25 protein-coding genes are annotated in these 24261 nt (G+C 35.0%); 20 read left to right on the top strand and 5 right to left on the bottom strand.

What is annotated here, in order from left to right; all coding sequences use genetic code 11:
- The coding region (locus CQA66_RS05815; RefSeq protein WP_181882246.1) for a cache domain-containing protein at positions 1–1241 on the bottom strand (1241 nt) is incomplete at its 3' end.
- 127 nt (positions 1242–1368) lie between these two features.
- Here CQA66_RS05815 and CQA66_RS05810 point away from each other — a divergent pair.
- From CQA66_RS05810 to lepA, 3 genes are all read left to right on the top strand, one after another.
- Complete coding sequence (locus tag CQA66_RS05810) at positions 1369–2397, top strand: aminoacyl-tRNA hydrolase (protein WP_104762921.1); 1029 nt, start codon at positions 1369–1371, stop codon at positions 2395–2397.
- Between the two features lie 8 nt (positions 2398–2405).
- Complete coding sequence (locus tag CQA66_RS05805; protein ID WP_104762920.1) at positions 2406–3464, top strand: LptF/LptG family permease; 1059 nt, start codon at positions 2406–2408, stop codon at positions 3462–3464.
- Between the two features lie 126 nt (positions 3465–3590).
- Positions 3591–5384 carry a translation elongation factor 4 gene (lepA, locus tag CQA66_RS05800; RefSeq protein WP_104762919.1) on the top strand — a complete coding sequence of 598 codons (1794 nt, stop codon included), beginning with the start codon at positions 3591–3593 and terminating at the stop codon, positions 5382–5384.
- Positions 5385–5394: 10 nt separating this feature from the next.
- Here the strand turns inward: lepA and CQA66_RS05795 are convergent, their stop codons facing one another.
- Positions 5395–5967, bottom strand: a complete 573-nt coding sequence (locus CQA66_RS05795; protein ID WP_104762918.1) for a hypothetical protein — start codon at positions 5965–5967, stop codon at positions 5395–5397.
- 210 nt (positions 5968–6177) lie between these two features.
- On the opposite strand from CQA66_RS05795, the gene CQA66_RS05790 reads away from it, so the two are divergent.
- From CQA66_RS05790 to CQA66_RS05770, 5 genes are all read left to right on the top strand, one after another.
- Positions 6178–6927 (top strand): TSUP family transporter, encoded by a 750-nt coding sequence (locus tag CQA66_RS05790; protein ID WP_104762917.1) that lies wholly within the window; start codon positions 6178–6180, stop codon positions 6925–6927.
- A gap of 130 nt (positions 6928–7057) precedes the next feature.
- Positions 7058–7867, top strand: coding sequence for a hypothetical protein (locus CQA66_RS05785; protein WP_104762916.1), 810 nt, complete (start codon positions 7058–7060; stop codon positions 7865–7867).
- Complete coding sequence (locus CQA66_RS05780) at positions 7857–8654, top strand: hypothetical protein (protein WP_104762915.1); 798 nt, start codon at positions 7857–7859, stop codon at positions 8652–8654. Before CQA66_RS05785 ends, CQA66_RS05780 begins: the two co-directional genes overlap by 11 nt.
- Entirely contained in the window at positions 8644–9375 is a 732-nt protein-coding gene (locus tag CQA66_RS05775) for a hypothetical protein (RefSeq protein WP_104762914.1), read from the top strand. Before CQA66_RS05780 ends, CQA66_RS05775 begins: the two co-directional genes overlap by 11 nt.
- A gap of 7 nt (positions 9376–9382) precedes the next feature.
- The gene (locus CQA66_RS05770; protein ID WP_104762913.1) at positions 9383–10399 is read left to right on the top strand and encodes an outer membrane beta-barrel protein; all 1017 of its coding nucleotides are present in this window, start codon (positions 9383–9385) and stop codon (positions 10397–10399) included.
- Between the two features lie 232 nt (positions 10400–10631).
- On the opposite strand, the gene CQA66_RS05765 is transcribed toward CQA66_RS05770, so the two are convergent.
- The gene (locus tag CQA66_RS05765; RefSeq protein WP_104762912.1) at positions 10632–11048 is read right to left on the bottom strand and encodes a flagellar FliJ family protein; all 417 of its coding nucleotides are present in this window, start codon (positions 11046–11048) and stop codon (positions 10632–10634) included.
- Between the two features lie 16 nt (positions 11049–11064).
- Entirely contained in the window at positions 11065–12366 is a 1302-nt protein-coding gene (locus tag CQA66_RS09600; protein ID WP_104762911.1) for a methyl-accepting chemotaxis protein, read from the bottom strand.
- A 241-nt stretch (positions 12367–12607) separates the two neighbouring features.
- Between CQA66_RS09600 and fur the strand changes: the two genes are divergently transcribed.
- From fur to lptE, 12 genes are all read left to right on the top strand, one after another.
- Positions 12608–13087: a ferric iron uptake transcriptional regulator gene (fur, locus tag CQA66_RS05755; protein ID WP_104762910.1), complete on the top strand. Its 480-nt coding sequence runs from the start codon at positions 12608–12610 to the stop codon at positions 13085–13087.
- A 3-nt stretch (positions 13088–13090) separates the two neighbouring features.
- Complete coding sequence (locus tag CQA66_RS05750; protein ID WP_104762909.1) at positions 13091–13687, top strand: hypothetical protein; 597 nt, start codon at positions 13091–13093, stop codon at positions 13685–13687.
- A 7-nt stretch (positions 13688–13694) separates the two neighbouring features.
- Positions 13695–14141 (top strand): hypothetical protein, encoded by a 447-nt coding sequence (locus CQA66_RS05745; protein ID WP_104762908.1) that lies wholly within the window; start codon positions 13695–13697, stop codon positions 14139–14141.
- 61 nt (positions 14142–14202) lie between these two features.
- A complete protein-coding gene (locus CQA66_RS05740) occupies positions 14203–14838 on the top strand; it encodes a MarC family protein (RefSeq protein WP_104762907.1) in 636 nt (211 codons plus the stop codon).
- Positions 14839–14936: 98 nt separating this feature from the next.
- On the top strand, positions 14937–16256 hold the full coding sequence (gene dnaA, locus CQA66_RS05735; protein WP_104762906.1) for a chromosomal replication initiator protein DnaA: 1320 nt from the start codon (positions 14937–14939) through the stop codon (positions 16254–16256).
- A gap of 237 nt (positions 16257–16493) precedes the next feature.
- Positions 16494–17609: a DNA polymerase III subunit beta gene (dnaN, locus tag CQA66_RS05730; protein ID WP_104762905.1), complete on the top strand. Its 1116-nt coding sequence runs from the start codon at positions 16494–16496 to the stop codon at positions 17607–17609.
- 17 nt (positions 17610–17626) lie between these two features.
- Complete coding sequence (gyrB, locus tag CQA66_RS05725; protein ID WP_104762904.1) at positions 17627–19951, top strand: DNA topoisomerase (ATP-hydrolyzing) subunit B; 2325 nt, start codon at positions 17627–17629, stop codon at positions 19949–19951.
- Positions 19952–19963: 12 nt separating this feature from the next.
- Positions 19964–20392, top strand: coding sequence for a hypothetical protein (locus CQA66_RS05720; protein ID WP_104762903.1), 429 nt, complete (start codon positions 19964–19966; stop codon positions 20390–20392).
- Between the two features lie 35 nt (positions 20393–20427).
- Positions 20428–21300, top strand: a complete 873-nt coding sequence (locus tag CQA66_RS05715; RefSeq protein ID WP_104762902.1) for an LPP20 family lipoprotein — start codon at positions 20428–20430, stop codon at positions 21298–21300.
- Positions 21301–21309: 9 nt separating this feature from the next.
- Entirely contained in the window at positions 21310–22023 is a 714-nt protein-coding gene (kdsB, locus tag CQA66_RS05710) for a 3-deoxy-manno-octulosonate cytidylyltransferase (protein ID WP_104762901.1), read from the top strand.
- Positions 22024–22047: 24 nt separating this feature from the next.
- Complete coding sequence (locus tag CQA66_RS05705) at positions 22048–22278, top strand: hypothetical protein (protein ID WP_104762900.1); 231 nt, start codon at positions 22048–22050, stop codon at positions 22276–22278.
- A gap of 88 nt (positions 22279–22366) precedes the next feature.
- Entirely contained in the window at positions 22367–22804 is a 438-nt protein-coding gene (gene lptE / locus CQA66_RS05700) for an LPS assembly lipoprotein LptE (RefSeq protein WP_104762928.1), read from the top strand.
- 163 nt (positions 22805–22967) lie between these two features.
- On the opposite strand, the gene ilvA is transcribed toward lptE, so the two are convergent.
- Positions 22968–24203, bottom strand: coding sequence for a threonine ammonia-lyase (gene ilvA / locus CQA66_RS05695; RefSeq protein ID WP_104762899.1), 1236 nt, complete (start codon positions 24201–24203; stop codon positions 22968–22970).
- Between the last annotated feature and the right edge of the window lie 58 nt (positions 24204–24261).

The following is a 24261-nucleotide window of genomic DNA, read 5'->3' as shown; positions in this document are numbered from 1 at the left end:
GAAACTGCATGAGAATCTTGTTCTAGGCTCTTTTGTGTTTTTTCTATGTTGGCATTAATGGCTTCTGCCATATTGCCTAGTTCGTCATGGGAGTTGACTGGAACTAGGACAGGCGGTTTTTTGGTTTCATGATTGAGGTATTTGAAGAAACTAAAGAGAAGATTCTGAATAGTTTGAATGGGGGGTATAACACTCATTTTTACAATAACAAAGAGAAGGCTAGAAATCAACAATATAGACATCACAACAATTAGGATTATATAATTGCGCAATTCGTGCGCGGGAGCCAAGATAGAATCTTCAGGAGCAACTATTATTAATCCCATAAAATCATCAATATCATGCCAAATATTAAATATCGCAACAGCACCATAACTCACTTGCCCACGATAATTAGAATATTTTATTATTTCCCCGTCTTTATGCAATTTAATGGCTTGAGCGAGATCTACAGCACTCTTATGTCGATTAATATCTGTCAATAGCTGCCCCTCAAGACTATCGTTATGGTGGGCGATTATTCTCGCATTTCTATCTACTACCATTCTATAATCATTTGGAAACACAGAAAGCCTCTTTGATTCTACAATATCTCTTGTAAGCGCGTCAAAATCTAAAAACATTCCTATGACACCTATTATTTGTTGCGACTTCTTGTCTCTAATAGGCAAATTGATAGCAACAACATAAGTATTCTTGCCATCGATATTAATATGTCTGGCATCACCTACAGAAGGTTTTCCGGAGTTTAACGTGTCTTGGAATCCTCTAAAAGAAATAATTTGCGCATCAGGCTTTATGACTGACACACCACCATCACCTCCCGGATTATTGTCATAAGCCATAAGGAGTGTTGCACCATTCAGATTCAATTTAGGGGATACAACAGTGTTTTTTAAATACAAATAGCCATAGATTCCATAGCTATTTTTATCCACCATATTAGTAACGAGGTCATCTAAAATTTCTTCTTTTATTTCTTGTCCATTGGTGAATTCTATGTAGTCTTCAGTATTTGCTTGAGCAGCATTCAACACAGCATAACTTTCGTTAATATAGCCTTGAATGAGGTTTGCAGAACGTTTAGCAGAGTTATAAAGAAGTGTATTGGATTCTTTACGTAATATTTCAGAGGAATGAGAAATTATCACAAAAGCCAATACAACCATAGAAAGCAAGACAACAAAAGTTGATGCGATAGTGATTTTAGTGCCAATTCTCATATTGTAAAAAAGACTCATCATAATCCTTGAGTAATATTTTAATAAAAATAAAGTTTTCATTATACAAAAAAAAAAAACGATGGCACGAAAAATACCTATAACGTGAGGCATTTTTTAGGAATAGCGACAAGTTGTAAGGAAATTTATGCAAAAAACAATTCTGATTGTAGGATTAGGCAATGTTACAGACAAATACATTGAAACAAGACACAATATAGGCTTTTTGTGCTTAGAATCTCTATATAACATTCTCAATCAAAGGCAGCAATACAACAATAAATGGCTAGGGATAGAAAAGATTGCCGCATTGCATTCACACAAAATAACATACAGAATCAACAAAAAATTAGATTCCATAGTGGCTAAGATTCCCTTAAAAGAATTTATAACACCGCTACAAGAATCACCACAAATGTTACAAAATTTCCAATCCAAACAATATCACGAGAAAACAATGCAGCAAAATTTTGAGAATCTCTGCAAAACAAAAGCAATAGACTCATACCAAGTCATTTTGGCTGCGCCTATTACTTTCATGAACAATAGCGGTAACGCAGTAAAAAAGATTCAAGATTTTTACGACGTTGTCGCAACGATAGTTATTTATGACGACTTAGATACGCGCTTTGGTGCAGTGAATTTTCGCACGAAAGGCGGGGATGCAGGACACAACGGATTAAAATCCATTCATAAGTGTTGCGGTAAAGAGTACTTACGTGTCAAATTGGGAATCGGGGCAAATCTCTTTGTCAATCAAATGGCTTTTATTGCCACGCAAAAAAAGAATCCTCTGCTGAATTTCGCTACTTTGAATCAAAGTTATCGCGACGTGCTTTTGCAAAGATTGCATAATAACAAACAATTCAAAACGCAAACATTTTTTAGAATCCTTAAGCAACATCTATTGGATTCCATAGAATCTAACAAGCTTCAACAAGAATCACAGATAACGCTCAATCAAGAAATAGATAAACTTTTTAAAGATTTTGTTTCACTACATAAAACTATGCAACAAGAAATTCCGCGTTATGTGCTTTCAGACTTTAATGTATTAGAACAATCATTATTGCATTCTCTCCTATATTACACAAGTCTTAGCGTTATACGTATAGTTTTTGATAAAATATTCCTTGATAAGTCTGTCATTGATTCTTTTAGTATTAATTATAAATAGGCAAAAATATGTATTTTTGGTTTATTGGTTATAGATTTCTTAAACCCACGATAGCCATCTTGTTCGCAATGGAATTTTTCTTTGTGTGTATTGATAGTTTGCAATATATTGACAAAATGCCAAACGCAGCGAATCTTATTATTTTATTTCTCCTGTATGATGCTATCTATGCTCTGAATTATGTCTTCCCTCTTTCGTTGCTTCTTGGGTTGATTGTTTTTTATCTCACTATTATAAAAAGCAATCAATATATCGCTCTCTTATCACTTGGATATTCTAAAAAGCAGATATTTTTTATTCCTACGCTTTTTATTATGTTGTCTATTCTAGGATATATAGGATTAAATTGTACTTCCTTTGCTTATGCTGAAGAAAAGGCACAAAGCATACTTAATAAAAGTGAAAATGCTATTTCTAATGATTTATTTATTCGTTATGGTGAAAATTATGTTTTTTTTGCTAAAGTCTATCCTTTATTGCAAAAAGCCGAGCATATTACCGTTTACCGCACAATACAACGTAACGACCGCGAGCTTGTTGAAATCATAGAATCTCAAGAGGGATATTTTTATAATGATGAATGGAATCTAGTCTCACCAAAAGTCATTGTATTGCCAGAAAACTATGAATTAGGCGCAAGTGGTATGGAAGTTCAAGAGTATGAGAGTATCGCGATTTTACGGGGTTTCCGACCCAAGATACTTGATACAATTTATCAAAATAAACCTCTGATTTCTATTCTTGACGCGTTTTCTTCTTTACAGATTCTATCAAGTGAAAATTCAGACACAAGTCGTGTACGCGGTGTGCTTTATACGTTAATACTTGTGCCATTTTTTATTCCCATGCTTAGTGTTATAATCGCCTATTATATGCCGCCTCTTGCTCGTTATGGAAACATCACTGTGCTAGGAATTTTACTTAGCGTCCTATGTCTAATTACATGGGGAATATTCTTTTCCTTAGGGAAATTGCAGGCGCAAGTTGCCTTTTTGCCAGAAATTGGCATACTTGTTCCGCTCGGCATTCTCTGTATCGCTAGTATTCGCTACTATTTTAAACTCTAAGCATTACTAATCTTTCTTGATTCCGTGATTTGAGAAAACATATTGCATGTGATATGCTTATAAATACAGAATCTAGCTAAGAGATAACCGCTTGGCTAAAGCATATTACAGCACAAAAGGAATACCATGCAATCTAATATTCGAAATTTTTCTATTATCGCCCATATTGACCATGGAAAAAGCACGATTGCCGATTGTTTATTGCAAACCTGCGGTAGTGTTACACAAAGAGAAGCAAGCGCACAAATGATGGACACTATGGATATAGAAAAAGAGAGAGGAATCACAATAAAAGCTCAAAGCGTCCGATTAACCTACACGAAAGACAATAAAGAATACATACTCAACTTAATTGATACCCCAGGACATGCAGACTTTAGCTATGAAGTCTCACGCTCCCTTAAATCATGCGAAGGAGTATTGCTAGTCGTTGATGCAAGTCAGGGCATACAAGCACAAACGATTGCCAATGTCTACATCGCTTTAGAAAATAATCTTGAAATTATTCCAGTTATTAATAAAATTGATTTGCCCGCAGCCAATCCATCTAAAGTCGTAGAAGAAATTGAGGATGTTTTGGGGCTTGATTGTTCGCATGTTGTGTTAATGAGCGCAAAAACAGGGCAAGGTATTGATGAATTGCTACATAACATTATTACGTTAATTCCGCCTCCAACCATTCGTAATTCCACTCCACTTAAAGCACTTGTTTATGATTCATGGTTTGACAACTATCTAGGAGCTTTAGGACTTATTCGCGTTATGGAAGGAACACTAAAAAAGGGGGATATAGTAAAAACCATGAGCGCAAACAAAGCCTATCAAGTCTTGGGCTTAGAATATCCGCATCCAATTTCAAGACAATCCACGCAGATTCTTCAAAGCGGTGAGATTGGAATCCTCAATCTTGGATTAAAAAGTGTGACTGAAATGGCGGTAGGAGACACTATCACTACATTAGAGAATCCGACAAAAGAGCCAATTGAAGGATTTATTCCGGCAAAACCTTTTGTCTTTGCTGGAATCTACCCCATTGACACAGATAAGTTTGAAGATTTGCGAGATGCGCTAAGCAAACTAAAGCTTAATGATTCTGCCTTGCATTTTGAACCAGAAAGCAGCGTAGCTTTAGGGTTTGGGTTTCGCGTTGGATTCTTGGGGCTTTTACACATGGAGGTTGTAAAAGAAAGGCTTGAACGAGAGTTTGGACTCGACTTAATCGCTTCTGCCCCAACAGTTATCTATGAAGTAGGATTAACAGATGGAAGTATTGTCATGGTACAGAATCCAAGTCAACTACCTCCTGAACAAAAAATCGCTTTTATTAAAGAGCCTTTTGTCCGTGCCACTATCATTACGCCAAGCGAATTTTTGGGAAATATTATCACGTTACTCAACAACAAACGTGGCGTACAAGAAAACATGGAGTATCTGAATGAAAACCGCGTTATGCTCACCTATGCCTTACCAAGCAATGAAATTATTATGGATTTTTATGATAAATTGAAAAGTCAAACAAAAGGCTATGCAAGCTTTGATTATGAGCCTATTGGATATAGAGAAGGCGATCTTATCAAGCTCGATGTACGTGTTGCAGGAGAAGTCGTTGATGCTTTAAGCGTGATTATTGATAGATCAAAAAGCTATGAGAGAGGCAAATCTCTTGTTGCTTCAATGAAAGAAATTATTCCAAGACAGCTTTTTGAAGTAGCCATTCAAGCGAGCATCGGCAATAAGATTATCGCTAGAGAAACAGTCAAATCTATGGGCAAGAACGTTACCGCGAAATGTTATGGGGGGGATATTACGCGCAAAAGAAAATTGCTTGAGAAGCAAAAAGAAGGAAAAAAGAGATTAAAATCAATTGGTAAAGTTGAAATTCCGCAAGAAGCATTTCTGGCCGTTTTAAAAATCGATTGATTAAGCCTTGCTAACGCGTAAGATATTGCAAAATAACCTCTGTGTTTTTACCTCGTTGAGTAAAAATAAGGGTGCGGGACTGCGTAACATCATGATAAATAACCCATAATCGTAGTATCTGATTTTGCTGATTTCGTTGCCAAATATAAAAGATAGAGCTATCATGTAATGTAATTGCTGTATTTTTCTGTGGCATGTACTCTTGTAAAAAAGAAGCAAATGGAACAGATAATCGAAAAATAGAATAAGCAGATTCAAGAGTAGAATCCTGCAAGAAAAACTTCTTAGCCCCGCTATTTTGATTGCATGTAAAGGGCAAGTCTGTAACTTTTTCTCCTTTGAATCTTCCATTTTCTAATGCGCCAAATGGCAAACTACGGTCTGGTGGATACATGCAAAAATCAATAAATTCCAACATGGCAGTAGAATTTCTTTGTATCTTAAGAGCGTCATATTGCTGTGCAAAAGATTCTTTAAAAAATTTTTCTCGTAATTGGATAGATTCTTCTGCTTGTTTTAAACTCTTCTCTTCGGCAAATATAAATTGCAAAACACATACAACCATAACTAGCACATAGCGCATAATTCCTTCCTTTTAAGTGCATTATGTCGGATTGTAACTGGTTTTATAACTGCACTTCCTTTGCTGCTTTAAAGAGATTCGGGACTCTTACAAATATATTTAAATAACATTCACAACAAAGCCTTAGAAACAACAAATAAGGCGATAACGCTCTACAAATCCTTAATTCAACAGTATACTTTGAAACGATATTTTATAAGAGGAAACAGAATGGATATTAGCATAGGTTTGCTATTACTACTTGTTTTGACTGCCTTTATAGCTGGGGTGATTGATTCTATTGCGGGCGGTGGTGGTATGATTACTATTCCTGCATTATGGCTTGCTGGAATCCCGCCACATATAGCGTTGGGAACTAATAAATTGCAAGGCTGTTTTGGTAGCTTTTCGGCAACACTGCACTTCTATAAAAAGGGCTACATCACACTCAAGCATAATAAATATTTTATTGTATCTGTATTTGTGTTCGCTATGTTCGGGACATTACTGGTACGTTTTTTTGACGCTAATTTCCTTTCAAAGTGTATACCCTTTTTATTGATAGCTTTTGCTTTCTACTTTTTATTTTCTCCTAGAATCTCCAATCAGGAAAGACAGCCTAGAATAACAAAATTTTTATTAGGAATTGTTTTGGGTGGAATTGGATTCTATGATGGATTTTTTGGTCCTGGTACTGGGTCGTTTTTTATGTTAGCAATGATTTTATTAGGAGGACTGAATATTACAAACGCTTTAGCGCAAGCCAAACTCTATAATTTTATTTCTAATATTGCTTCACTATTAGTATTTGCTCTTGGAGGACAAGTTCTATGGCTTTTAGGCATTGCTATGGGTATTGGACAATTTCTAGGAGCGAATATTGGTTCACGCATTGCGATTCGCTACGGTATCACAATTATCAAGCCTCTAGTCGTTATAGTTTCATTAACAATGTGCGTAAAGCTTCTGTTTTTTCCATAAATCCTTTTTGTTGATTAGAGATTCTGATAGTAAGCACACTAAAAATAACTAGTAAAGTAATATTCAAAGAATAACATTGCAATTAAGAGATTTTAGCTAGAATCTCCATGTTATTTGGATTTGGAGAGAAGTGGTGGTATGTTTTCATCGATATAGTTTATCTTATCATTTATTGCATTTCCTGCTATTAATTCTCTTCACAATGAAACTACATTCCAAAGAACATTTGCACACAGAAAGCACGTCGCATTCTTCAACAAAATCCTCTTCTACTTATACTAATCTCTCTTCACAATCCAACCCATACATGATTGATTATCCTCATTTAGACTTAAAATACTACCCCCATATCAAAAGCAAGGGGAAATATTATGATAGTGATATTATAAAAATTATTGAATCAGTGGATGAAGGAGAAAAGAAAAATGGAATATTCATTGGTATAGGCTATGGAGGAAATAATAATATAGCGACACCATTTATTAGCAATGAATCTCTAATTGGTCCTCAACCTCTTAAAATAGGGAATTATAATCCTTTGTTATTTTCTATGCGCGCTGGATACCAGAACTATACTTCAACCGTATTGCCTATGAATTTTGTGGGATTCGCTATATATCTTGACGCAATAAGTAGTTTCGGACAAGGGGCGGTTGTTTTCACTGGAGTAAATTGTGATTTATTAATCGATTTCTTTAGAATGTATTCTAACGCAATAATCGGGAGCAGCTTGGGACTTGGTATAGGCAATACAAAAATTACTGACTTGGTACAAAACCCGCAAGATAACAAATTCGAAGCTGGATACAAAATTAATTTAGGATTGCATACCTTACTTTTCTATCATCATAAAATTCATCTCTCCGCACAAATCATGCAAGGTATTCAAGAAGGTTTTATTGGTGCTGCATGGATATTAGGATATGACTATGTCTTCTAAGAATCTACTTATCTATATCTTGCTAGCTGCCATAATGGATTCTTTTTGTAAAGACACTCAATCAAGCAATAGCATAGATTTATTGGAACATGCAAAATACATCTACCAAAGAGAGCAAAAGAATACAATACAACCACAAAAGCAAAGTAGAGAATCCTTACAAGAAGGTTTTGACGATGCGCAGGATTCTACACAACAAGAAATTTCTAATGAAACATTAAGCAGAAAAAAATATAAATCACATCTGTATCTAGGAGTAAATGGCGGCGTTACCTTTACCGCAGTTACTAACAATATACAATCGCTACCAACATTAAGCGGCAACGTCGGTTATCAAAACTTCTTGGGAATCTCGACACAGCAATTAGGCTTTAGAATTTCGGCAAACTCTCTAATCGCAAGCAACATTTTCGAATCAATCAACGTTAATGCCTTTGAAGACTTTATTGACACAACTTTTTCTTTCATAGGCGTTAATGCGGAAATTGTTTATGAAGTCCCGATTGCAAAGCTATGGAATTACGGTATTACTGCTGGATATGGCTTTGGATACATGACTTACCATGATACATTTTGGGATATGCTTAATGGATTCTCTACGAGCATCTTAGCTTCCACTTATGTCTCTTGGAGAGAAAAACATAAAATAGAACTAAGCTTTCGAACCTTTTTTTATCATTATGGTACTTATATCCAACGTAAGCTGGGCAACATTACCACTTTGATAGAATCTGAAAACTTTGCTAGGCCTATAACTATTATGTTAGGATGGAATTATGTTTTCTAAAATACCCATGCTACTTATAGGCACATCATTTATTTTATACGGTACAAACACTCAATTACCAACCAATGAACAATTACAAAAAGAGATAGAATCTCTCTCTAATCTTTCACAAAATAAACAACCATTCCATGAATACGAAGATATAGATTCTCGAATCCACGAATTGCAAAAAGAAATTTATTTCTTAAGGGGGCAATTAGCCTCTACTCGGGACAAGCAATACGCATGGGAAAATAATTCCGATAGAAGCGGTGTTGCTATTGGTATAGGAAACGCATTAGACTTTGCGAATATAGCCAACGGTTTTGGAATCAAAATAGACCATCTCAACTATGGTGCTCTGTTGCGATTTGGCTATATTAAATATTTTAATAATAATTTTGGAATAAGGGCTGAAGTTTTTGAAATACCTTTTATTGTTTCGCCAAATCCCACTCAAAATGCTTCTGTCACCCTCTTACATCATTTTTTTGGAATACGTTTTTCATTCCTACAAGACATTCATGTAGTAGCATCGCATTTTTTTGGTCTCACACTAGGTATTGGCTTTGGCGGCAATTCCTCCAATGAACAAACGGTTTTGGGGTGGAATTTTCATATCGGAGTAGCTTATAGTTTTGGAAGACATCACAGAATAGAAATTGAACGCATATTCCTGCCAAGCCCAAGCACTATTGACTATCAAAACACTTACTTGATAAGTTATTCTTTTATCTTTTAGGACAAACATGAAAAAAGTTATATTGTCATTATTGTTTTATGCAAATATAACAAATGGAGCAGATTCTACAAATAATCATACCATTAATCATAAGGCACACTCACAACAACATGTTTCATTGGCTATACAAACAAAGAATATTTCTTCAAAATCCGCTCAAAAGCCTCTTAGCAACAACAAAGAGCAGCCTACACACTCAACAAAAGAACTACAAACTTATCACGAAAAATTGAAATACTTACAATCTCTACGTTATGAAGTCTTTAACTTACGAGAACAAATCCATGCAAAAGGCGGGACTCTGGAATCTAATCTGCCGTATGGCAACTATCTAGCAGACAACCATAGCGCACGTAAGTTTAATGCTATTGCACAAACTTACGACGATGGATTATCAAAAAGTGGATTTTTCATTGGAGTAGGGGCAGGTATCTTAGATGTATTCTCTGGAGCAACTATCAATAACAATAATACAGAAAACGTGCTTGTAACACGCATTTCTCCCTTAGTCTTAAGCATGAGAGGCGGATATCAACGATTCTTTAATCATTACGTAGGGGCACGTATTTATGGAGGAATCTTTTTGCCCGCTACATTTTTCACTCCAATTAATGAGATTGATTTGAAAAATGCCGCAAACTACATTATCAATAACACCATGCAGGGATTCTATACATTAGGACATTTAAGCGTAGATGTACTTTTTGAAGTTCCTCTTGATAGTAAATTTCAACATTTCATTGGAGGATTCACTGGAATTAATATTGGAATTATGTACTACCGCACTTATGATAATAAACATCATCCTGTACCATATATCTGGGATTATAATTTACAAGTTGATTACTCTTTTAATATTGGAGTGAATCTCACTTTTTATAGCGCACATAGAATCGAAATGGGGCTAGCCGTGCCTTTTGCTTATCTTACACTGCCCGGCTTTGCGCAAGAAGCCAACAATGCGCGCAATCCTGAATTTTGGCGTAGTGCTATTTTTTCTGTGAACTATCACTTGATTTTTTAATTATTGAGGCATCGCAAGCGAAGAGAGATTCGACAGCTGCAATGTATTTTGCGCGAATTTGCTTGCTTAACGTAACCTTGTTGGTATTAATTTATGGCAAATATAAAATAACAACAAGCTATTGCATAAACTAGAAATGAGATTTGATAATGTAACGTCGCTATGAAAATCTAGTACAAATTATTTTGACTAATCTCTTAACTCTTGAGAGCAAACTCGAAATATTAAAGAATCATTTGTTACGTGCATGCAAGATTGTCGTTAATTCATCAAGACGTTTCTCTTCAAGATTCTTAATATGAGCGTCTCTTTTATTTTTTTCTTGATTATAAATATACACCATCTTTTCATGATTGATATGCGCGATGCGAATATTCTGCTTGATAACTTCTTGCTCTTTCAACAAAAAAGCAATTTGTTTGCGAATTTCTTCTATTTCATAGAGATAAGCTTGTACTCCAGCCATTTGAATCTGATATAAACCAAAATGACCCTTGCTTGGAAAAGAGACTTGAGCGATTTGCGCATTAACAACATCGATTTGTGTGCGCATTTTCATAATACGTGCTTGATTATCCAGAAGCATACGTTCTTGTTCAAGCAATTTCTGTTTGGCGATTTTTACAAGTCCAACAAGCTTTACTAACATGACAACTTATTCCGAATTATGAAGCTTTATTCTCTAAAATACTCTGTAATTCTGCATTTTTTTCACGTAACATATTATCAATTTCACGTACCACACCTTTTGTAGAATCTTCAAAGATTCTAATGTGATCATCGATAAATTCCTTTGTAATTGGCTGCTTTTCTCGTATTGGAGTGGCAATAAGATTCGCGTGCGAATGCACTGAAGCATGTTCGGCTTCCAAAGACTTATAGCCTTGTGTATTGCGGAAATTCTTATATCCATCGCCTTCATAGTACCATTTACCAAGCCGACAGCTTTTATGATCTGTAATCCCGAAATCATCTGAAGTGCCAAGCATAAAAGAATAAAGATTATTTTTATATATCACATGATCCAGCTTAGCAAGCGAACAGAACACAATGTTATTCACCATATATAGGGTATATTTAGAAGTATGCGAACACAACGAGAGACTTTTCATCATGGCTACCATTTCGTTGACATTCTCTCTCATATTTATTGTAAGCGTGTTGGTTTCCTCCACACTGCCATTAATATCATTGCTCTCTTGTTGCATCGCCTTTATTACTATGGCTATATCTTTGGTTGCCTTTTGCGTTTTTTCGGCAAGCTTCCTGACCTCATCTGCCACAACTGCAAAGCCTCTGCCATGCTCTCCTGCACGCGCCGCTTCTATCGCGGCATTCAATGCTAAGAGATTGGTTTGTTCGGCTATATCCTCAATAAGCGAAACAACGCTGACAATTTCGTTGCTTCGACTGCTTAAAGATTGTGCAAGAGTCTGTGCTTGCTGCATCTTATCATAGAGATCCTCAATGCTATTGAGTGATTTGTCGCTCACTTCCATCCCCTTTGAAGAAATATCTGAAGACTCATTAGAATTAGCTACAATTTTAGCAAGCTTCTCAAAAATCTCAACAAAAGCCTCCTGTGTTGCTCCCAATCCCATTTTAAGAGCACCATGATGCATCGAAGTAATATCATACCCTCCCATACCGTTATCGCGTAAATTAGATTCCACAAGAATATACACATCCACAGAATCTATTAATTTATGTTTAACGGCAAAATTACGAGTATCTATAGCAAGAATCTTAGAATCAGGGGTAAGCTTAGAAACACTACTAGTAAGCCCGCGTATTTCTTTTCCTTTATCATTTACGAAAATAACTTCTCGATTCTGGATAGCAACAACGATTTCATGCACGGAAAAAGCACTGAGTTGTTTATAAAAATTAATTTCTTCTTTCAGCTTTACAATCTCATTCTCTTTCGTTGCTAACTCTTCTTTGACATTTCTCATTCGAGCAAACATTATAATCCTTTGTCTTTTTAAGATATTCCAATTATACTATAAATTACATAGTAAAATAACATAACAAATAGATTTTATTAACTAGTACTACAAAAATACAATACTCTTTTTGCCATATTTATTATTACTATTTTCGATATATATTGAGAAAACTAAGGATTTTCTTTGAAGTTTTCTATTATAATTATCTTAACTCAATTAAGAACAATATTTAACTTTACTATTTAATTAAGGACTAATTATGGACAAAACTATCGCAAAAAGACTAGAAACATTAGATTCCATCCTTACAAGGCTGCGAAATTCTATCAAAAAAAATGGACTCAAAAATTCCAAACAAAGAGAAGAAATCATCGGTGTACTTTACAAAAGCGGGACGCATCTAAGTCCCGAAGAAATTGCCAATCAACTACGCATGAAGGATAAAAATACAAGCATCTCATCTGTATATAGAATCCTTAGCTTTTTAGAAAAAGAGAAATTCATTATGGCGCTTGAAGCAGATAAAACTGGAAGAAGATATGAAATCGCTGCTAAAGCGCACCATGATCATATCATCTGTCTAAATTGTGGCGCAATTATTGAGTTTGTAGATTCTGATATAGAACAACTTCAAATCAACATTGCTGCAAAATTTGATACACAGCTTATCAGTCATGATATGCGATTATTCGTGCTTTGCAGTAAATGCAGAGATAAAATTGAATCCGCAAAGAAATAAAGAATGTTTATCCAAAAACTTGGATTTTTTCTTCTACAAAAGAACTCTATCACAAGATATTTATTAGCATTCCTTTTCTTTGGTTGTGTTTTTACACTTGTTTCATTGCTTGAGTACAGCGATTACGAATCCCCGCAATACTACCACACCGACATTGTCAAATCCTATAAAGATATTCTTACGTCTTTCCATAAATATGAACTTCAAAGTAAATGCAAAAAGGAATTTTGCCTCAAGCAAGAAATACAACAACTTACAGAGCTTAACCCTTCTTTTACAACAAACCAACAATATATAGACAACATGCAAACACAATCATCGCACAATATCTATGCAATGTATTTTACTTGTCAGAATCTTTCTTGTTATGAATTTATACGAGAGGTAGAAACCATAGCACCTGTCTTTATACTCAAAGTGCAATCTTTTAATACGGAGATTCTATATTCCTTAGAAACCACAGCGATAGAAACATCTAAAGATTCCTCTTCGCCTCTATATGCACCTTTAGACTCTAACAATAACAGACAACCACAAAAGCCCTCTGCCTTACAATGGAAACAAAATATCTTGCTGTTCTTTGAAATACCATCCGTATAGAGAGAATATGACCTATACAAAATCTCGATTATGGCTTATTATCCTGATTATTATAGGTATTGCATTAATCGCGTTATTTCTTATGCCCCCTCATACAACAAATATACCCAATACAGAATCTGAAATCAATTTTCTACAACAAAATAAAATAATCGCACCAAAAGAATTTTCACATATATTAGAACCACTACTTGCAAAACCCTCTACACAACAAATAGATGTCATAGAATCTCCAAAAATATCATCCCTTACCCTATCGGCGATTCTCAATAACAAAGCTTTATTAAACAACAAATGGGTAGCACCCAATGAAGTGGTGTTTTTTCAAGACAACGAATTTACGCTAATAGAGATACAAAACAAAAATGTTATTCTCAAAAACAATACCGATTCTTCCACTTTAACCATCAAGCTTTTTGATAAGCAAAAGTCTTCTTCTTTTTCTTTAAAGTAAGGTAGCTAAATTCTCATTGTTTTAAGTAGAATTTATCATCATCTCACAACAAAGGGCTTCCATGTTTAACGAAATAGAATCTAATCTTCATAGCATTTTCTTAACCGCAATTGCAATCATTGCAGTCCTCAATCCTTTTGGGAATCTACCACAATTCATTTCTATGACGGAAGGAGTAAAAACGCCGATTAGGCAGAAACTTTTTAGAAATATTGTCTTTGTTGCTCTGTGTATTGTTTTGGTATTTCTGCTTACTGGCTCTTTCATTATGAATCATTTATTTCATGTCAGCACTCATGAATTACGTGTATCTGGAGGACTAATCCTTATGATAATGAGCTTAAAGAATCTTCTCTTCTCATCCGCGCACCAAGACTATTCACATTACAAAACATTGCATTTCAATGAGCTCTTTAAACAGAGTATCATTCCTATGGCATTTCCCATGCTAGTAGGACCTGGCACACTTGCTACGGTAGTTGTCATTTCAGAAGACAAAAACACTCTCCTCGCTATCAACGCAATTATAGTTGCCTTTATCTTTCTTTTCGTACTTTTTCATTATGCTGCAACAATAGAGCGAATTGTAGGGAAACTCGTATTGTATATCTTCTCTCGCATAGCACTTGTATTTGTCAGCGCAATGGGATTCAAAATGATAATTACCGGATTAAAAGGCATGGGTCTCGCATCATAATTCATTGACAATTCACTAATAATTCCTATGTAATTCACGTAAAATGCTATACTTATTTCTAAAAAATGTGAACTAACACCATTAAGATAAGGGTGCTTATGAACGGTTATGACATACTTGAAAATCTCAAAACTCAAGTCAGCAAAAACGAATATACGCAATACGTCGGTAAAATACAATATGACGAAGAAAACTCGCGCGAAAATCTTTTTATATTCCTAGTAGACAATATATTCATTGCGAATTGGGCAAAGAGAAAATATCAAGATAAAATGATAAATTTTGTCCAAAACATGACTAACTCCAAACCAGAAATCATTTTCAATCTAAAATCAGGGAAACAATCGCTACATATCCCACAAAAAACATTTATCTTCGATAACAACAATAAAAGCAAGTACATTATCAACCAAGAATACACTTTTGAAAAATTCATTGTAGGGAAGTGCAACGAATTCGCTTACAAAATGACAAAAGAAGCGGCGATGAGACAACGACCAAATTGGAATCCGCTCCTTATCTACGGAAATACAGGATTAGGCAAGACGCATCTCCTTATTGCAGTGTGTCATCAAGTTTATAAACAAAATCCAAAGGCAAGAATCATTTACATCACAGCCGAAATTATGTTTAATGAATACAGGCACAGAGTCCAAAACAAAACAATGGATCAATTTCGAGAAAGATTCCGCACATGCGACTATCTTCTTATTGACGACATTCAATTCTTAGCAAACACAGAAAAATTCCAAGAAGAATTCTTTAATACCTTTAATGAAATTGATAACTTAGGAGGACAAATCATTCTAACAAGTGATAAACCTCCAAAAAAAATTGAAAGACTTCAAAAAAGACTAAAATCAAGATTCGAACATGGCATGAGTGCAAAAGTAGAATCACCAGAACTAGAAACTAAACTACACATCATTCAACAGAAATGCAAATTAATGAATATTCAACTAGATTCAGAAATCGTCAATTTACTTGCAACACAAGTGCATGACAATATACGAGAGATAGAGGGTATTATCCTAAAACTCTATGGACAAATGTCCTTGCTTAATATCCCTATCACACCTGAAATAGTCATTAATGAACTAAAAGATAGAGGGATGGAGAAAAAAGGAATCGAATTTGAAGACATCGTCAATTCAATAGCTAGGGAACTCAATCTAAAACCAACAGAAATCAAAACAAAAACACGAGGTAAAAACAATATTTCCAAAGCAAGAAAAATGGTTGCCTATATCGCTAGACAAGAAACAAACACTACATTGCCAGCCATAGCGAGTGAACTCAATCTAAAAGACCATAGCGCAGTAAGCAAACAAATAAAAAAATTCACTCAAGAAATACAACAAAACCCTCAAATTGCCACAGAAATAAACAATATTATCGCCAAACTCAAACAAGCATAATAAATAAATTCATACAAAATACTAACTCTATCCAAAAAAGTTTTTGCTTTTTGCTATAATAATTCCCCTAACAACCTTACAAAAGTGAATCAAACGTGAACAAACGAAATACCTTTCAACGCACAAGAAATACCGCTATCTATGAAAAGTATATTCACTTTACAAATAAATTCACTCTACTCACGTCACTACTACAACTACTAGAATCTTTTTATCTTACTTTCGGAGCACAATACAATGAATACTATCTCAATTGACAAAAGTACCATCGAACAAGCTCTTTCTAATATGCAAAATGCCATCAATAAAAAAGACTTTACGGATATTACATCTAACATATTCTTTCAAACAACAGAAGACAAAATAATAATCAAAGCAACAGATCATGAAATAGCAATGAAAATTTCTTTACAAGCAAGAGCAATAGAGGGAAATATTAAATGCGCCGTAAATGGTGGAATCATTATTAATATTATGAAATCACTCAACGAAGGAGATATTACTTTAGAAGAAGCAGAAACAGTATTATTCATTAAACAGAACAAAACAAGCTTTAAAGTTCCAATCCACGAAATTGACAATGTTCCCTTTAGATATAATTACCAAGAAATGGAAAAAATTGATATAGACAACGAATTATTCTTGCAAGGTATCAAAAAAATTTATCATTGTTGCGCGGATCCAAAAGACGCTACTAACATTTCAATGCAAGGTATTTTACTTGAAATCAAAAACAATCTACTATCATTAATTGCAACAGATTCAAGAAGATTAGGATTCATACGCAAAGAATACCGGGGGGACATACAAGACTTAGCCTGCATTGTACCTAAAAAGTCTATTAACGAGATTCTCAAACTATTCCATAATGAATTTGAAATATTTATCAAAAGAGCAAATACACGAGATGATGAAGAAAGCTACATTGAATCAATAGGATTTATTTATCAAAACATTGAATTTTACACTAAACTTATCAATGCTAGATTCCCAGCCTATGAGGCAATAATCAAAAAACAAGCTAATGCCTGCCGTATCGCCATTAACAAAGCCAATTTCTTAAAGGCAATTAATCAAATCAATGCCGTAAGTCACAGAGTTAAAATCTCTTTCACGCCAAAAACAATCATTCTTGAAACTATCGAAGACGAAGGATCAAGTGCATCAATTCATATAGATTCTGAAAATAACATTACAGAAGATATACAAATAGGACTAACTAATAAATATTTACTTGAATGTATTTCTAGCTCCAAGTACGAAGAATTAGAATTTCACATTTCCGATCCTAATACAGCTATACTTATCGATCTTAAAGATTTTGAAGAACTTATCATGCCCCAAATATTATAATATGGAGTAATATCGCTATGCCAAATAAACCAAAACCAGAATATCTTGCCAATAATATAAAAGTACTTAAAGGATTAGAAGCCGTTCGCAAACGACCGGGTATGTATATTGGTGATACAAATAGTAGTGGCTTACATCACATGATATATGAAGTAGTGGATAATTCAATAGATGAGGCAATGGCAGGATTTTGTGATTCTATTACAATAACACTTACTAAGGAAGGTAGCGCGATTATAGAAGATAATGGACGAGGAATACCAGTAGATATGCACCCAACCGAAAACCTTCCAGCTGCAACGGTTGTACTCACAGTTTTACATGCTGGCGGTAAATTTGATAAAGACACGTATAAAGTATCAGGAGGATTACATGGTGTCGGTGTTAGTGTAGTAAATGCTCTCTCTAGCAAACTCACTATGACTATTCACAAGAATAATAAAATCTACAAACAAGAATTTGAAAAAGGCATACCTACTACTGAATTGGAAGTTATAGGTAATACGAAAAAGCACGGTACAACAATTGAGTTTTTCCCAGATTCTGAAATCATGGAAGTTACGGAATTTCATTCAGAAACTCTTATTAAACGTTTCAAAGAAATGGCTTATCTTACGCACGGTATTACAATAACTTTTCAAGATGAAAGATGTAATATCAAGGAAATTTTTTCATTTGAAGGTGGATTAAAACAATTCATTGAAGATATAAATAGAAAACCGTTTATATCGCAAATTGTAAATTTCGAAGCAAGTGAAAATGACACAGAAATAGAAATCGCTTTAGCCTACAATGAAAGTTATGACGAGAAACTTCTAAGCTTTGTTAATAATATTCGAACACTTGACGGTGGCACACATGAAACAGGATTCCGCGCTGGACTTAGTCGTGCTATTCTTAACTATATAGAAACTAATGCTAACGCTCGCGAAAAAGATGTTAAAGTCTTAGGTGATGATGTACGAGAGGGACTTATTGCTATTATTTCTGCGAAAATTATGGACCCTCAATTTGAAGGACAAACAAAAAGTAAACTCGGCAGCTCCTTTGTCAAAGGAATCATACAAAAGCTTACCTACGAGAAAATAAGCAAATTTTTTGAAGAAAATCCGAATCAAGCCAAACTTATCATGCAGAAAGTTCTTATTGCCGCACGTAGTAGAGAAGCAGCAAAAAGAGCGAGAGACTTAACGCGTAAAGACAATAAAATTTCTATTTCAACACTTCCGGGGAAATTTGCTGATTGTCAAAGTAAAGACCCTAGCATTTCGGAAATCTATCTTGTGGAAGGAGATTCTGCTGGGGGCTCTGCCAAGCAAGCGAGGGATAGGAAATTTCAAGCGATTTTGCCTCTCAAAGGGAAGATACTGAATGTTGAAAAATCACGACTTGATACTATTCTTAAAAGCGAAGAAATTAAGAATATGATAACCGCATTTGGTTGTGGTATTGGTGATGAATTTAATTTAGACAAGCTACGTTATCATAAAATTATCATTATGACAGATGCCGATGTTGATGGTAGCCATATCCAAACACTCCTAATGACATTTTTTTATCGTTACTTTAAACCTTTAGTCAGAGAAGGTTATGTTTATATAGCACAACCCCCACTTTATCGCTACGAGAAAGGGAAAAAGGAAGTGTATTTAAAGGATGATAAGGCATTAAGCGATTTTTTGATTGAAAATGGAATCGAAAATTTTAATTTTCAAGGTATCGGAAACAATGAGTTATTGCAGATTCTTAGAATCATTTCGCATTATCGGCTTTTAATTAATGAATTAGAACGTAGGTATCCCGTACAATATATTTTACGTTTTCTAATTGAAAATCAGCTTGATATTGATGACTTTGAATCATTGAGTGTTTCTATTGAGGATTATCTCACGAATAAAACCTACAATATTCTTAAAAAACAAATTAGCGCAAACTCTATTGTCTTTAATATACAAACAAACCTCGGCATAACAGAGATTAGAATCTCAAACCAGCTTTTCTCTGACTCTAACTTTCAAGAATGCAAAAGAATATTTCAAAGAATACAAGAACGCGAACTAGATTTTCTTAAAGGTAGGGATATTATAGAAAGTCTTGAAGAGATTGAGAATACTACAAAAAAAGGCGCAACAATTAGCCGCTACAAAGGGCTAGGTGAAATGGATCCATCGCAACTTTGGGAAACAACTATGTCGCGCCAAAATAGAACATTATTACAAGTGAAAATTCATGATGACGAACAGGCTGATGAAATGTTTAATATCTTTATGGGAGATGAAGTAGAGCCTAGGAGACAATATATTCAAAAGCATGCGCGAGAAGTAAGAAACTTAGATATTTAATCGCAATACGCAATGATTCTGCGATTATTCTTGCAAATAAGTAAGTGCTTTTCTTTCTTTGAATTATCATTGTGTTTATTTATTGTTTCGATTCTCTGTATTCCCGTAATGAAATATTTCCACAACAATGTATTGGCTTTAGAACGGGCAAGCCTACATATTCAAATCTTGCAGAAAAGATTAAGCGCAATGAGTTATCAGCATTATCTTAAGGCTCAAGATAATGTGAGCTTAGAGTTTCAAGCAATATTACAACAAGCAATCACTCAAAATAAATTCTTTTCATTTCAAGGGAGAGGCAAAAATCAATTTCGTCTTACTATAGGCAAAGAATATGCGCAGTTTACATTAGTAGAAAATCCAAAAGGAATATTCGCACTCACTTGCAATCCTAGTCAGAGATTATGTAGAAAAATTTACCATAGAAAACATACAAAATAAAGCTATAATTATTGCAAAATACCAGAGAGTAGAAGATGCGTATTGTGTGGAGTTTTAGACTTCTTTTTCTGTGCTGCCTGTATTTTGTAGCATGCAATGCAGAGAGACCAATAAATAATCCTATAAAAAATAGCATGTATTTTTATGGGATTGGGCATGGGAGCGATATTAATAAAGCTAAAGAAAACGCGATACGAGATTTAATAACTAATTTACAAGTAACCGTTCAATTCCAAACGCATAGTATCACCACCCACAATAATCAATCTTTAGAATCATCTGGTATGCAGTATGCTTTTTTTGAATCTGATTTTAAAAACTTGCGCGGTCTTGAGGTAGAACGAGTGCAACACAAAAATAATCAGACGATAGCGCATGTAAGAATCCTAAAGTCATCACTCCAAGCGCAAATAGCACAAAAAGTACAGATTATGCAAGATTCTTTAGAATCTCTCTTGCAGAAATGCGACTCTCTCTCTTTGAAATCGTTTCGGATTTTTCAGTCTACATTTAAGCAATGGCAAAATAACGTCATGTTATTGCAAAGCCTCACTGATAATTTCTCTCTTTATAATCAGCGGCTGAAAGCATACGGCGCACTTGCAATGTCAAAGCCAAGCTACAATTTAGTTATAGAATCTCCTAAACTAGATTCAGATATTCTTGCCATTATTTCTGGAGAGCTAAATAAATTTATTGTTATTAGTCAAGACGCGCAGAATATTTTACGTCTAAAAATAATCCATGATGATTCTATACGTCTTTATTTGATATTTGAAGATTGTAAGGGCGATAGAGAGCACTCTATTCAAATTGACACTTATCTTACCGAATCAAGCCTGAAGTCAAACAAAAATAAAATTCGTTTAGGTGCTATTATTTATAAAAGTATTTTAGATTCTCTTTAGAGGTAACACATGATTATTATTCCCGCAAGACTTGCTAGTACTAGATTCCCGCGCAAGATACTTTGTGATATTGATGGTCTTCCGATGTTTGTAAGAAGTGCCCTTAATGCAAGGCAGGTTGATGATGTAGTTGTGGCGGTGGATTCTCAAGAAGCGTATGATATAGCGCAGAGATTTGGCATCAAGGCTGTTATTACATCGCAAGAGATTGCAAACGGTACTTTACGCGTGCTTGCTGCAAGTCGCCTCTTGGGATTGAAAGACGATGAGATAATCATTAATCTCCAAGCCGATGAGCCTTTCTTGGAAACTCATGTAATAGAAACGTTGCAGAAAAGCATGCAGCAAGCGCAATTTATGGGCACTTGCGCAAAATATATAGATAGCGTTACTGCCAATAATTCCAATATAGTGAAAGTTATTTTGAATCACAAAAGTGAAGCGATATATTTTTCGCGCTCATCAATTCCTTTTTGCCGCGATAGCCAGGATTCTGCACCAAAACAATTTTTAGGACATATTGGAATTTATGGTTATTTTAAGTCGAGTCTTGAGTGTTATGCTTCCCTCTGTGAGTGTGCGCTTGAGGATACTGAAAAGCTTGAGCAACTAAGGGCTATTTATTATCGAAAGCCGATTTTAGTGAGTATTGTAGAGAGTCAGAGCATTGGAGTGGATACACCAGAGGATTTGTATGCCTTAAAGCAGCGATTTGCATTGTAAGATATTTTAGAGTAAAGGGATTCTATGGAAATAGGCAAACAATTCTTAGAAGATTCGCAAAATACCCAACGTGATAGCTATACGCAAATGCTTTTATCTAGCAAGCAGGAATTACAACAATGTCAGAATCAGCATGGATTTTCTTCTTGTATGCAATGCCATAGTATATTTGAGTGTCAAGTGCGCACGCGTTATGTAAATGCTGTCTATGAGAGCATGAATCGAGGGCAAGTTGGGGATTTCGATTTTAACTAACATTACTCTTTGCGCGTTTATCCGAATCGCGTGTTATTGTTCTTTTTTGATTGTTTATGTAAGCTTGCTTGGTTGCGGATACAAACCAATGTCTTATTATGCCAATAAAGCACTTGGAAATAAAGTGTATGTAAAGTTGGAATTAAACCTTGAAAATACCGAAGAGTCTGTGCAAATAAAGGACATTGTTAATGAAGCAATAGCTTCCCGATTCCATTCGCAGTTATCGAGTTTAGAGGATTGCGATACGGTGCTTGAAGTGTATGTACAAAATATTCAAGACAATGTGATTGCAACCAATTCACAGGGATTTGCGACGTTTTATAGAATCTACATGAATATTCGATTCAGTTTCAATCGTGATGGCAAAAATTTCACTTTCACTAATCCCGGGTATTATGACTATGCAAGTTCACTACTTAATCCTATTGCTACTTATAATAATCGTTCGAGCGCGATTTTGGAGGCAAGCAAGCAAAGCATAGATAGATTTATTTCGCAGGTAGGATATAGTACCGTGTTTTAATGGTTGCGATTCTTTTGACTTGCTACTGCGGCAGTACTATTGCACCACTGATAGAATTGTTACCGCAAGGCATGAGATAAATATCTACTACAAAGAGCAATGTTTATTTTCTTGATAATCATTGAATCATTGCGCTGCTTAATACAACGCGATATGAAAAGTCTTAGAATATTTCGTGAAATACATATTGATGTTTCAATAAAGTCTGAAAGACGTTTTCTTTATGCTCTTTACCTTTAATTTCTAGGGCTATTTCCACGATAGCATCGCCGTATTCAAGCTTTGTACTAATGCGAGAATAGTTGATAAAAACAATATTTGCTCCTTGTTTTGTTAATAGCTCCGTGAGTTTTTGCAAGCTACCCGGTTTATCGATTAGAATCACTTGAAATTTCATTTTTCGACTACTTTTTAGCAATGCGCGTTCAATAATGACATTAAGCATGGTTATATCAATATTTCCTCCGCTAATGACTATACCTACCTTTTGTGTTGGTTCTATTTGTAATTTATTATGTAATAACGCAGCTACACCCGCAGCACCTGCCCCTTCAGCAACAAGTTTTTGAAATTCCAAAAGAAACAAAATAGCACTCGCAATTTCATCATCATCGACTTCAACGATACAATCGACACCTTGTAAAATATACTCAAAAACCGACTGATTGACATCTCGTACTGCAATACCATCTGCTATGGTTCTTACAGAATGCGAATTGCTGATCTTCTTTGTATCAAAGCTTGTTTTCATAGCATTAGCACCTTTGGCATTTACGCCAACAATTTTTGTTTGAGGGCTAAGTCTTTTATAGACGCTTGCAATACCGCTTATTAATCCGCCACCGCCAATTGGAACAATTAAAACGTCTAGTGGCTCTTCTTGTATCATTTCAAGCGCAATGCTTCCTTGTCCGGCAATTACTTCGCTATCTGCAAATGGATGAATAAAATGCAGATTCTGTTCTTTGGCAAGCGTTAAGGCATGACTATAAGCCTCATCATAATTATTTCCAACAAGGACTACTTCAGCACCCATTGCACGCGTACCCATAATTTTCAGTAAAGGTGTTGATTCGGGCATAACAATCACTGCTCTGGTTTGGAAATGTTGCGCGCTAAATGCTACTCCTTGTGCGTGGTTGCCCGCACTAGCGCAAATAACACCTTGTGAAAGGATTTGTGTCCCATTTTGAGAATCTGCTTCTTTGAGGGAAGCGATTTTATTAAATGCGCCACGTATTTTAAATGCACCTGTTGGTTGGAGATTCTCTTTTTTTAAATACACTTGCGCATTTGTAATTTTGCTTAATCTAGGAGCGTAGGCTAAAGGATGATTGGCGATTATGCCCTCTAATCTCGCTGCTGCTTTTCTGATGCTTTCTAAGGGAAGCAATTGCATAATAATTAACCTTTGTAATGGAATCTTCATTTTGATGGGAAATGCTATTTTACCATTA

The organism is Helicobacter aurati (assembly GCF_003364265.1).
GTDB lineage: Bacteria > Campylobacterota > Campylobacteria > Campylobacterales > Helicobacteraceae > Helicobacter_A > Helicobacter_A aurati.
Note: the sequence above shows the minus strand (reverse complement) of the source record. Positions and strands in the feature narration are given on the sequence as shown.